This is a genomic window from Pseudomonas kribbensis, from assembly GCF_003352185.1.
Classification (GTDB): Bacteria; Pseudomonadota; Gammaproteobacteria; order Pseudomonadales; family Pseudomonadaceae; genus Aquipseudomonas; species Aquipseudomonas kribbensis.
Map to the genome: position 1 here is coordinate 3,122,668 of NZ_CP029608.1, position 11,840 is coordinate 3,134,507.

Consider the following 11,840-nt stretch of genomic DNA (forward strand, 5'->3'; position numbering starts at 1 on the left):
ACACCCGAAGGTGCCGCGCGCAGTGAAATGAAGGAGGGCGCAGCGGTTTACGGCAGGGCGTACGCCATGACGTAGTCGCCACGATCGGTCGACTGACGGGCGCCACCGGCAGTGATGACCACGTACTGCTTGCCGGTTTTCGGCGAAACGTAAGTCATCGGGCCGCCCTGGCTGCCGACCGGCAAACGGGCTTTCCAGATTTCTTCACCGTTGCCGCTGTTGTAGGCGCGCAGGTAGAAGTCCTGGGTGCCGGCGATGAAGATCAGGCCACCTTGGGTCGACAGGGTGCCGCCGAGGGTCGGCAGACCGATCTTGATCGGCAGGTGCATGCGGATGCCCAGTGGACCGGTGTCTTCAACGGTGCCGACCGGAACCTGCCAGGCGACTTTCTGGGTCTTCATGTCGATCGCGGTCAGGGTGCCGAACGGCGGCGCCTGGCACGGAATGCCGGCCACCGACAGGAAGCGGTTCTTGTTGACCGCGTACGGCGTGCCTTTCAGCGGAACGGCGCCCATGCCGGTGTTCAGCGCTTCGCCACCGGAGGTTGCTTCACCTTTGTTTTGCGACGGAATCATCTGAATCCACAGGCCCAGACGCATGTCGTTGACAAAGATGAAACCGTGCACCGGGTCAGTGGAAATGCTGCCCCAGTTCATGCCGCCCAGCGAACCCGGGAAGCTCAGGGATTTGTCGGTGCCAGGCGCGGTGTACAGGCCTTCGTAGCGCATCGACTTGAAATCGATCCGGCACAGCAGCTGGTCGTACGGGGTAGCGCCCCACATGTCCGACTCGGTCAGGTGCTGGGCACCGATCTGCGGCATGCCTACCGATTTAGGCTGGGTAGGCGAGTAGGGTTCGTTCGGAATGTTCGACGCCTTGACCGGTACTTCTTTGACTTCGGTCAGCGGCTTGCCGGTAGCGCGATCCAGCACGTAGATCTGCCCGGCCTTGGTGCCGATCACCAGCGCCGGTACGGTTTTGCCGTCCTTGGTGAAGTCGATCAGGCTCGGCTGCATCGGCAGGTCGAAGTCCCAGAGGTCGTTGTGCACGGTCTGGTAGACCCACTTTTCTTCGCCGCTGTTGGCGTCCAGCGCCAGGATCGAAGCACCGTAGGTGTGGTCGAGCTTGTTGCGTTCAACACCGTAAATGTCGGTGGAGGAACTGCCCATCGGCAGGAAGACCGTGTTGGTTGCCGGGTCGTAAGACATCGGCGCCCAGCTGTTCGGCGTGCTGCGAACATAGGTTTTGCCATCGGCCGGGGCCTTTTTATCCTGCGGGTTGCCCGGGTCGAAGGCCCAGCGCATTGCACCGGTCATCACGTCGAAACCACGGATCACGCCGCCCGGCATGTCGGTCTGCACGTTGTCCGCCACGCGACCGCCAACGACCACGGTGGTGCCGGCCATCAGTGGCGCGGAGGACAGTTGATAGTAGCTGTCCGGGACATCACCCAGACCGGCCTTCAGATCAACCTGGCCGTTGTTGCCGAAACCCTGGCAGAACTCGCCGGTGTCGGCATCGACCGCGATCAGTCGGGCGTCGATGGTGTTGGTCAGCAGACGGCGGGTGCAGTTGGCGGCAGGAGCGGCCGGGGTTTCGGTGACTGGCGAGCTGGCCGGTTTGGCGACGGCTGCGCTGGCATCGAAGTAGGCCATGCCACGGCAACGCTGCCAGACTTTGGACTTGGCGTTGATCGCGTTTTTCCAGAGTTCCTTGCCGGTGTCGGCATCCAGCGCAATCAGGTTGTTGTGCGGGGTGCAGATGAACACCTTGTTGCCGATCTGCAGCGGGGTCAGCTGGTCTTCAGCGCCGTTGCCGTCACTCTCGGCGATGTCGCCGGTGTGGTAGATCCACGCGACTTTCAACTTATCGACGTTGCTGCGGTTGATCTGGTCCAACGCAGCGAAGCGGCTGCCACCTTCGGTGTTGCCGTAGTGCGCCCAGTCTTTCTGCGCCTTTTCCGGCTCGACCGGGGTGAGGCCCGGGCCGGTGCCGGTAGGGGCGACGGTCGGGTGAGCCACGAACATGTTGCCGGCAGCCACGGCCAGGCCAGCTGCCAGAACAGCGGCAACGCCATACGCGCCGCGACCCGCAACGCCGCCATTGGCGCGCTTGAGCATCGGGTAGACCAGCGCAACCGCCAGACCTACGGCGCTGAACATGAACAGACGCGAGAACACCGGCCAGAACACCAGGCCCGCGTCGCTCACTGCCCAGATCGCAGTCCCGACCAGAAACGCCGCGAACAGCCAGGCGCCGGCAGGTTTGCGGCGAGCGATCAGCAGACCGGACAGGGTCATGACCAGACCACCCACCAGGAAGTACCAGGAGCCTCCCAGGCTGACCAATTTCACACCGCCAGCCGCCAGTGCCAGGCCGAGCAGGGCGATGATCACCCCGAGCCCGACCAGAATGAATGTTGATATGCCCGAGAGGCGTTGACTCTGCTTCACGTTGAATGTCCCGTTGAAATGAGGCGGGCAGTATATCGTTAGGTAACTACCTAGTTAAATCACTAATTCAGAATGAAAGGGGTTTTTGCGCTCAATGGTGCGACGAATCGACGCTGGCCTTGTCCTCGCGGGTCCTCAGGGACTATTGAAACGGTGGGAAAGTCTTTTATTTGCCAGCAGATATGGAATTTATGACAGGTTGAGCGCGGCTTGGTAGTTCCCGCCGAACAGGATCGGCGGGAGAGGGATTTGCGAGCTTAGTTAACCATCACCTCATCCAGTGCCCGCTCAAGCGTGCTGACGGTACGTTCGATGTTATGCAGCTTTTCCAGCCCGAACAGTCCGATACGGAAGGTCTGGAAGTCGGCCGGTTCGTCGCATTGCAGCGGCACCCCGGCGGCGATCTGCAGGCCGTGGCTGGCAAACTTCTTGCCGTTTTTGATATCGGCATCATCGGTGTAGCTCACCACGACGCCCGGGGCCTGAAAGCCGACGGCGGCCACGCTTTTGAAGCCCTTGCCGGTCAACATTGCGCGCACCCGGTCACCCAGAGCCTGTTGTTCGCTGCGGACCTTTTCGAAACCGTAGGCTTGGGTCTCGTTCATTACGTCGTTGAACCGCGCGAGGGAATCACTGGGCATGGTCGCGTGGTAGGCATGTCCGCCCTGTTCGTATGCCTGCATGATCTGCAGCCACTTCTTCAAGTCGCAGGCGAAACTGCTGCTTTGCGTGTGCTCGATGCGCTCGAGGGCCAAGGCACTGAACATCACAAGGGCGCAGCAAGGCGAGGCGCTCCAGCCTTTCTGCGGTGCGCTGATTAGCAGGTCGACGGCACATTTGTGCATATCAACCCAAAGCGTGCCGGAAGCGATGCAGTCCAGCACGAAGAGCCCACCCACCGCATGCACGGCGTCGCCGACGGCCCGCAGGTACTCGTCGGGCAGGATAATCCCTGATGAGGTTTCAACGTGGGGGGCGAAGACAATCTGCGGCTTGTGCGTGTGAATGGCTGCCAGGACTTCGTCCAGAGGCGGCGGGGCATAAGCCGCCTGGCGACCCGTTTCGACCGGTCGGGCTTTCAGCACCGTAGTGGCCGCCGGGATGTTGCCCGTCTCAAGGATCTGGCTCCAGCGATAACTGAACCAGCCATTGCGTATCACCAGACATTGCTGGCCGGTGGCGAACTGTCGTGCCACCGCTTCCATGCCGAAGGTGCCGCTGCCCGGAACCACCGCAACGCCCTCAGCGTTGTAGACCTGCTTCAGGGTCCTGGAAATGTTCTTCATGACGCCTTGGAATGACTGCGACATGTGGTTGAGCGAGCGGTCGGTGTAGACCACGGAGTACTCGACCAACCCCTCAGGATCGATACTCGGGTATAGCTTTGACATGGGGTGACTCCTTCTGTGATTCCCTGGCAGTCAAAAGATCTGGCGAACATCATCGGGAAGCAAGTTTAGGCAAAGGGCAGGGATGAGCTGAGTGAAATGCAGAAATGAGGATAGAGTGGTCATCAATGCCTCAATCGTTGTGTGAAAAATGAATCGTCCGCTGTTTGTTTCTCTGGATGGGCCAAAAGGAACCGGCAAAACCACATTACTGGAAGCGGTGACGGCAGTCCTGAGGGCCGACAACAAGAAAGTCATCCGGCTTTGCGAGAGAAAAAGCGATCCGCACCGGGGTGCCACCATGGCCCTCGTCAACGAACTCGCCAGAAATCACTCCCGGGATCTGGAGTGGGCGGTGTGTCAGCGCTTTGCAGATAGCCGGAGCTGGATTTCCCGGCACGTGCTGACTGAACAGCCGCCGGGCAGCATTATCCTGATTGATCGCTGGTATCCGTCGGACGCCGCGTTTCGCCATACCGTCCCGTTTGCAGAGATTCTCCGGTTGAACATCGAGCGAAACGTGCGGGTGCCTGACCTGCATGTCGGCGTCGTCACCGCGCCGGATATTTCATGGGCCAGGGCCAAGGCTCGGTCCAGAGGGCTGGGTGGTACGGTGATTCAGAAGCACGCGGAGCATGTCGCGTGTACGGAGATGTTCGAGCAAGCGGCTGCCGATCATGGCTGGGTCTTGTGCCGTAATGAAGGCACGATCGAAGACGCAACGATGCAGGTGGTTTCCGAGATCCGTAAATTGTTTGGCTGATCAAGAAAGACGCCGAGCAGCCAGCACCCCATTCAAAAACATCCGCTCAAGCGTCCGTGCCGAATCCGCATGGGCCGCACGTCCGCGTAGTTCGGCATCCACCAGCCCGTAGACCAGCGATATGAACAACTCGGTGAAGATCGCCGCGGTGATATCGATGCGAAACAGTCCTGCCTGCTGGCCTCTCAAAAAGAACCCGTCCAGCGCCTCCAGATAAAACAACCAGCGCCTGCCTCCCTGTTCCGGATCGAGGAAGTCGGGGCGGTATTGCGCCATCAGAAAGGCCAGCAGCTCGCGGTGGGCGAGGTGTTCCCGGATCAATCGGCGCAGCGCCTCCAGCGGTTCCAGGTGCTGCAGGCCGGCGTTGTCGATGATCAGCTTCAGCGTGCCCTCGGCGTGCTCTTCCAGTTTGGCTGTCAGGTTTTCCCGTGTCCCGCAGTAGCGGTGCAGGGTGGCCTTGCTCACGCCTGCCTGCTGCGCCAGTTCCTTCATTGTCGCCCGCGGCCGGTTGGCCACGGCCAGGGTCAGCGACTTGAGCAGCTGTTCATCATGGGAAATCGAGTTCATCAGAGGCCTTGAGCGGTGTTCATATAAGATTCACAAAATACTCACATGAGACATTATTGACTCATTAGGATTTGAAACGTAGCATTCGCGCCAAATTCGATCAAGCCTTGGGTGAGTTATGGGCAATTTGCGTGCGGTAGGAATGGCGGGTTCGCTGGCAGTCGCCATTGCGTTGGCCGGGTGTGGGCCGGCAAGTGAACAGGCGGCGGTGGCGGAAGTGGTGCGCCCGGTAGAAGTGGTGGCGGTGAAGACCGAGCCTTTGGCGCTGACATCAGAGCTGCCGGGCAGGGTGGAACCGATGCGCGTCGCGGAAGTGCGTGCTCGGGTGCCGGGCATCGTGATGCAGAAGCGTTTTGAAGAGGGCGCGGATGTGAAAGCCGGGGACCTGTTGTTCCAGATCGATCCGGCACCGCTCAAAGCCGCATTGTCGCGGGCTGAAGGTGAACTGGCTCGCGCTCAGTCCGTTGCGCTTGAGGCTCAGGCTCGGGTCAAACGTTATGAACCGCTGGTGAAGATCGAAGCGGTCAGCCAGCAGGATTTCGACAGCGCCATGGCGGATCTGCGCAGTGCTCAGGCGGCCACCCGTTCGGCCCAGGCCGATCTGCAAAGTGCCCGGCTGAACCTCGGTTATGCCTCGGTGACGGCACCGATTTCCGGCCGCGTCGGCCGTGCGCTGGTCACTGAAGGCGCCTTGGTCGGGCAGGGGGATGCGACGTTGATGGCGCGGATTCAGCAACTGGATCCGGTCTATGTCGACTTCACTCAATCGGCTGCCGACGCGCTGCGCCTGCGCGAATCGCTCAAGGACGGAAAACTCTCCGCCGCCGACAACAAGGCACTGTCGATTCGCGTCGATGGCACCCACTACGAGCGTCAGGGCGCGCTGATGTTTACCGATGTTGCGGTGGATCGCGGCACCGGGCAGGTCTCGTTGCGCGGCAAGTTCGCCAATACCGACGGCGTGCTGCTGCCGGGCATGTATGTCCGCGTGCGTACGCCACAGGGCACCGACAGCCAGGCCATTCTCGTGCCGCAACGCTCGGTGCAACGGGGCAGCGATGGCACTGCCCAGGTGATGGTGGTCGGCGCAGACGAGCGGGTCGAAGCGCGCAGTGTGGTGACCGGCGCCATGCAGGGTTCGCGCTGGCAGATCAGTGAAGGCTTGAAGGCGGGCGATCAAGTGATCGTCGGTGGCCTTGCCGGACTGCAACCGGGGGCCAAGGTCGTACCGGGTCAGTCCCAGGCCGTGGCTCAGTCGTCCGAGTCGAAACAATAAGGGCGCCGTCGCCGCGAGGATTTTCCGATGTCCAAGTTTTTCATCAAGCGCCCGAACTTTGCCTGGGTGGTGGCGCTGTTCATCTCTCTGGCCGGCCTGCTGGTCATTCCGATGCTGCCGGTGGCGCAGTATCCCGACGTTGCGCCGCCGCAGATCAAGGTCACGGCGACCTATCCCGGTGCCTCGGCAAAAGTGCTGGTGGACTCGGTCACCAGCGTGATCGAAGAGTCGCTCAACGGTGCCAAGAACCTGCTGTATTTCGAGTCGACCAACAACTCCAACGGCATCGCCGAAATTGCGGTGACGTTCCAGCCGGGCACTGATCCGCAGCTCGCTCAGGTCGACGTGCAAAACCGCCTGAAAAAGGCTGAGTCGCGCATGCCGCAAGCCGTGCTGACCCAAGGCCTGGAAGTGGAGCAGGCCAGCGCCGGTTTCCTGCTGATCTATGCGCTCAACTATAAGGAAGGCACCCAGCACACCGACACGACCGCACTGGGCGACTACGCCGCGCGCAACATCAACAACGAACTGCGCCGGGTGCCGGGCGTCGGCAAGCTGCAATTTTTCTCATCCGAAGCTGCGATGCGCATCTGGCTCGACCCGCAGAAACTGGTGGGTTACGGGCTGTCCATCGACGACGTGAGCACCGCGATTCGCGGGCAAAACGTGCAGGTGCCGGCCGGCAGCTTCGGCAGCACGCCGAGCAGCAGCCAGCAGGAACTGACCGCGACACTGGCGGTGAAAGGCACGCTGGATAATCCGCAAGAATTTGCCCGCATCGTCCTGCGAGCCAACGAAGACGGCTCGACGGTCAAACTGGGCGACGTGGCCCGCGTGGAAATCGGCCAGGAAAGCTACAACTTCAACTCGCGCCTGAACGGCAAACCGGCCGTGGCCGCCGCGATCCAGTTGTCCCCCGGCGCCAACGCAATCCAGACCGCAACGGCCGTCAAGGAACGCCTGGCCGAGCTGTCGGCATACTTCCCGGACGACGTGGAATACTCCGTTCCCTACGACACTTCGCGTTTCGTCGACGTTGCCATCGAGAAGGTGATTCACACCCTGATCGAGGCAATGGTGCTGGTATTCCTGGTGATGTTCCTGTTCCTGCAGAACATCCGCTACACGCTGATTCCGTCGATTGTGGTGCCGGTGTGTCTGCTCGGCACGCTGGTGATGATGTACCTGCTGGGCTTCTCGGTGAACATGATGACCATGTTCGGCATGGTGCTCGCCATCGGCATTCTGGTGGACGACGCCATCGTGGTAGTGGAGAACGTCGAGCGGATCATGGCCGAAGAAGGGTTGTCGCCGGTCGACGCGACGATCAAGGCCATGGGGCAGGTATCGGGTGCGATCATCGGCATCACCCTGGTGCTGTCGGCGGTGTTCATGCCGCTGGCGTTCATGTCCGGTTCGGTGGGTGTGATCTACCAGCAGTTCTCGGTATCGCTGGCGGTGTCGATTCTGTTCTCGGGCTTCCTGGCGCTGACGTTCACTCCGGCCCTGTGCGCTACGCTGCTCAAGCCGATTCCTCAAGGGCACCATGAAAAGCGCGGTTTCTTTGGCGCCTTCAACCGTGGTTTTGCGCGGCTCACCGAGCGTTACTCGATTCTCAACAACGGACTGGTCGCACGTGCCGGGCGGATGATGCTGGTGTACTTGGGCATTATCGCGATGCTCGGTTACTTCTACCTGCGCTTGCCGGAGTCGTTCGTGCCGGTGGAAGACCAGGGCTACATGATCGTCGATGTCCAGTTGCCACCGGGCGCGACCCGTACCCGTACCGAAGCGACCGGTGAACAGCTTGAGCGCTATCTCGCCTCCCGTGATGCCGTGCAGTCGATGTTCCTGGTCTCGGGTTTCAGCTTCTCCGGGATGGGCGACAACGCGGCGCTGGCATTCCCGGTGTTCAAGGACTGGTCGCTGCGTGGCGAAGATCAATCGGCGATGGCCGAGGTCATGGCGCTGAACGAACAATTTGCCGTGACCAACGACGGCGCCGTGATGGCGGTACCACCGCCACCGATTGACGGTTTGGGCAACTCCGGCGGTTTTGCGTTGCGCCTGCAGGATCGCGGCGGCCTCGGCCGCGAAGCCTTGCTCGCCGCCCGTGACCAGGTGCTCGGTCAAGCCAACGGCAACCCGAAAATCCTCTACGCCATGATGGAAGGCCTGGCTGAATCGCCGCAATTGCGCGTAGTGATCGACCGTGACAAGGCCCGCACCCTGGGCGTGAGTTTCGAGTCCATCAGCAGTGCGTTGTCCGCCGCGTTCGGTTCCGAAGTGATCAACGACTTCACCAACTCCGGTCGTCAGCAACGTGTGGTGGTGCAGGCCGAGCAGGGCGACCGGATGACCCCGGAAAGCGTGCTCAAACTGTACGTGCACAACAGCGCCGGCAATCTGGTGCCGCTGAGCGCTTTCGTCACCACGCACTGGGAGGAAGGCCCGGTGCAGTTGGTGCGCTACAACGGTTATCCGTCGATCCGCATTGTCGGTGACGCCGGGCCGGGCTACAGCACCGGTGAAGCCATGGCGGAAATGGAGCGAATCGCCGCGCAATTGCCGGCAGGGTTCAGCTACGAGTGGACGGGGCTGTCGTATCAGGAAAAGGTCTCCAGCGGTCAGGCGACGCAATTGTTCGCGCTGGCGATCCTGGTGGTGTTCCTGTTGCTGGTTGCACTGTATGAAAGCTGGGCTATCCCGTTGACGGTGATGCTGATTGTGCCAATCGGCGCCATTGGTGCAGTACTCGCAGTGATGGTCGCCGGCATGCCCAACGACGTGTACTTCAAGGTCGGTCTGATCACCATCATCGGTCTGGCGGCGAAGAACGCGATCCTTATCGTCGAGTTCGCCAAGGAACTGTGGGAGAAGGGATACAGCCTGCGCGATGCAGCCATCGAGGCCGCGCGCCTGCGTTTCCGTCCGATCGTCATGACTTCCATGGCCTTCATTCTCGGTGTAGTGCCGTTGGCATTGGCCACCGGGGCAGGGGCGGCGAGTCAGCGTGCAATCGGTACGGGTGTGATCGGCGGGATGCTCAGCGCGACGTTGCTGGGTGTGCTGTTCGTACCGATCTGTTTTGTCTGGGTGCTGTCGCGGTTGCGCAGCAAACCCGCGCCTGTCGAACAACCCGCTTTGGCTCAGGAGTGATTCCATGCGTATTTCAGCATTCTCTACGCTGGTGATCGCCCTGCTGCTGGGCGGTTGCTCGCTGGCACCGACTTATGAGCGTCCTGTCGCGCCGGTTGCGGAGCACTGGGCGGAAGAGACGACGAAGCAGGGCAGTCCGATCAATCAACTGGCGTGGCAGACGTTTATTGTCGATCCCGAGCTGCGCCGTTTGGTGGTGATCGCCCTGGACAACAACCGCTCGCTGCGCCAGACGCTTCTGGACATCGAACAGGCCCGGGCGCAATACCGCATCCAGCGGGCCGACCGGGTGCCGGGCTTGAATGCCGCTGCATCCGGCAATCGTCAGCGCTTGCCGGCGGATCTGGCCAGCAATGGCCAGGCGGGAGTTGCCAGCAGTTATCAGGTCGGCGTGTCGCTGCCTGAATACGAGCTGGATCTGTTCGGCCGGGTGAAGAGCCTCACTGACTCTGCGTTGCAAGAGTATCTGGCGACCGAAGAAGCGGCCCGCGCCGCGCAGATCGCCCTGATCGCCGAAGTCAGCCAGGCTTATCTGATTCACGATGGCGCCCAGCGTCGTCTGGAGCTGACTCAGCAAACGCTGATCAGCCGCGAGTACTCGTTCGCGCTGATCAGCCAGCGCCGCTCGAACGGCACGACCACAGCGCTGGACTATCAGGAAGCGTTGGGGCTGGTAGAGCAATCCCGCGCCGAACAGGAAAGCAATCTGCGGCAGAAACAGCAGGCCTTCAACGCGCTGGTGTTGTTGCTCGGCACCAAGGATGCGGCGAAGGCGATTCCTGAACGGCTGTCGACGGAGCCGATGCTGGTTCAGGACATTGCGCCTGACACCACCTCCACGTTGATCGAGCGCCGACCGGACATCCTCGCCGCCGAGCATCGACTACAGGCGCGCAATGCCGACATCGGCGCTGCTCGGGCGGCGTTCTTTCCGCGTATCAGCCTGACCGGCAGTTTCGGCACGTCCAGCGCGCAGATGTCCGGTTTGTTCGACGGAGGCTCGCGGTCATGGAGTTTTGTGCCGAACCTGTCATTGCCGTTGTTCGATGCCGGGCGCAACAGTGCCGGCCTGAGCCTGGCAGAAGCGCGCAAGGACTCGGCGGTGGCAGCGTATGAGGGCACGATTCAGACGGCGTTTCGCGAGGTCGCCGATGCATTGGCCGCCACCGACACCCTGCGCCGGGAAGAAGCAGCCCGACGCGCATTGGCCAACACCAGCAGCGAAACCCTGAAACTGGCCAAGGCGCGTTATGAAGGTGGCGTCGACAATCACCTCCGTTACCTCGATGCCCAGCGCACCAGTTTCGTCAACGAAACGGCATTCATCGAGGTCAGCACCCAGCGGCAGATAGCCCTGGTCGATCTGTTCCGCTCGCTGGGCGGAGGCTGGTCGCCGGACAAGTCCTGAAAGGAGCTCCTTCGGGTTGGCGCATCCAACCCGTTAGCCCCGTGGATCGAAAGGTCGCGGGGCTTTTTTGCGGGTGAAATGCTATTGAGGACGGGTAGGGTTGGCAGCGCCATGCAGGAACATCTGTTCCACGACGTTGGCCGAGTTGGCACTGGCGGCACGCCCACGGCGCTCGGCATCGACCATGGCGAAGATCATGGTCAGGAACAGCTCGGTAAAGACCGCCGCCGTGATGTCGATACGGAACGCGCCCAATTGCTGGCCACGCAGAAAGAAGGCATCGAGGGCATCGAGGTAAAACTGCCAGCGCTTGCCTTCATCGGTGTCGGTGAACGTGTCGGGGCGATACTGAAAGAGCAGGAACACCAGCATTTCACGATGTGCCAGATGCTCATTCACCAGACCGCGCAGGGCTTGCACCGGATCGCCATTCAACAGGTCGGTCGTGGTGGTGATCTGGTTCAGAACGGTCTCACCGTGGCTTTCCATGATCTGCACCAGATTGTCACGGGTGCCGCAGAAACGGTGCAGCGTCGCCTTGCTGACGCCGGCGGCTTCAGCCAGTTCCTTGAGCGTCGCGCGTGGACGATCAACGATGGCCAGGGCCAGTGCCTTGATGAGTCGTTCGTCTTGGGGAGTCAGGGACATCAGTGGGTCTCGGAGCGAATTTCAATGCGTGGGATTGTGCAGGAAAAGGCCTGCACCCGACCAGTTGAAATTCCCCCGGAACCCCGGCCAGGCATCGTCCACCGTTGATTGAGTACATCCAATGCGCGCGAGGTCTGCAATAATGACCACCATTGCGGCGCGAGGGCATGTCGAGTGC

General features: G+C 61.3%; 8 protein-coding genes. 4 read left to right on the forward strand and 4 right to left on the reverse strand.

Annotation, left to right across the window (positions count from 1 at the left end; genetic code table 11):
* Nucleotides 1-47: 47 nt before the first annotated feature.
* A complete protein-coding gene (locus tag DLD99_RS14190; RefSeq protein ID WP_114882951.1) occupies nt 48-2,453 on the reverse strand; it encodes a glucose/quinate/shikimate family membrane-bound PQQ-dependent dehydrogenase in 2,406 nt (801 codons plus the stop codon).
* Nucleotides 2,454-2,710: 257 nt separating this feature from the next.
* On the reverse strand, nt 2,711-3,844 hold the full coding sequence (locus DLD99_RS14195) for an aminotransferase class V-fold PLP-dependent enzyme (RefSeq protein WP_114882953.1): 1,134 nt from the start codon (nt 3,842-3,844) through the stop codon (nt 2,711-2,713).
* Between the two features lie 148 nt (nt 3,845-3,992).
* Here DLD99_RS14195 and DLD99_RS14200 point away from each other — a divergent pair, with 148 nt between their 5' ends.
* Nucleotides 3,993-4,604 (forward strand): dTMP kinase, encoded by a 612-nt coding sequence (locus DLD99_RS14200; RefSeq protein ID WP_114882955.1) that lies wholly within the window; start codon nt 3,993-3,995, stop codon nt 4,602-4,604.
* On the opposite strand, the gene DLD99_RS14205 is transcribed toward DLD99_RS14200, so the two are convergent.
* The gene (locus tag DLD99_RS14205) at nt 4,605-5,171 is read right to left on the reverse strand and encodes a TetR/AcrR family transcriptional regulator (protein ID WP_114882957.1); all 567 of its coding nucleotides are present in this window, start codon (nt 5,169-5,171) and stop codon (nt 4,605-4,607) included.
* A gap of 118 nt (nt 5,172-5,289) precedes the next feature.
* Here DLD99_RS14205 and DLD99_RS14210 point away from each other — a divergent pair, with 118 nt between their 5' ends.
* From DLD99_RS14210 to DLD99_RS14220, 3 genes are read left to right on the forward strand one after another with little or no spacing between them, the layout of a single operon-like run.
* Complete coding sequence (locus tag DLD99_RS14210) at nt 5,290-6,447, forward strand: MexC family multidrug efflux RND transporter periplasmic adaptor subunit (protein ID WP_114882959.1); 1,158 nt, start codon at nt 5,290-5,292, stop codon at nt 6,445-6,447.
* A 27-nt stretch (nt 6,448-6,474) separates the two neighbouring features.
* Entirely contained in the window at nt 6,475-9,606 is a 3,132-nt protein-coding gene (locus DLD99_RS14215; protein WP_114882961.1) for an efflux RND transporter permease subunit, read from the forward strand.
* A 4-nt stretch (nt 9,607-9,610) separates the two neighbouring features.
* A complete protein-coding gene (locus DLD99_RS14220; protein ID WP_114882963.1) occupies nt 9,611-11,014 on the forward strand; it encodes an efflux transporter outer membrane subunit in 1,404 nt (467 codons plus the stop codon).
* Between the two features lie 81 nt (nt 11,015-11,095).
* Here DLD99_RS14220 and DLD99_RS14225 read toward each other — a convergent pair whose 3' ends face one another.
* Nucleotides 11,096-11,662 (reverse strand): TetR/AcrR family transcriptional regulator, encoded by a 567-nt coding sequence (locus DLD99_RS14225; RefSeq protein ID WP_114882965.1) that lies wholly within the window; start codon nt 11,660-11,662, stop codon nt 11,096-11,098.
* Between the last annotated feature and the right edge of the window lie 178 nt (nt 11,663-11,840).

Excerpts from the sequence above, each read along its gene's own strand:
- DLD99_RS14195 (WP_114882953.1), bottom strand. The coding sequence starts at position 3,844 with ATGTCAAAGCTATACCCGAGTATCGATCCTGAGGGGTTGGTCGAGTAC.
- DLD99_RS14205 (WP_114882957.1), bottom strand. The coding sequence starts at position 5,171 with ATGAACTCGATTTCCCATGATGAACAGCTGCTCAAGTCGCTGACCCTG.
- DLD99_RS14200 (WP_114882955.1), top strand. The coding sequence starts at position 3,993 with ATGAATCGTCCGCTGTTTGTTTCTCTGGATGGGCCAAAAGGAACCGGC.
- DLD99_RS14225 (WP_114882965.1), bottom strand. The coding sequence starts at position 11,662 with ATGTCCCTGACTCCCCAAGACGAACGACTCATCAAGGCACTGGCCCTG.
- DLD99_RS14220 (WP_114882963.1), top strand. The coding sequence starts at position 9,611 with ATGCGTATTTCAGCATTCTCTACGCTGGTGATCGCCCTGCTGCTGGGC.
- DLD99_RS14210 (WP_114882959.1), top strand. The coding sequence starts at position 5,290 with ATGGGCAATTTGCGTGCGGTAGGAATGGCGGGTTCGCTGGCAGTCGCC.
- DLD99_RS14215 (WP_114882961.1), top strand. The coding sequence starts at position 6,475 with ATGTCCAAGTTTTTCATCAAGCGCCCGAACTTTGCCTGGGTGGTGGCG.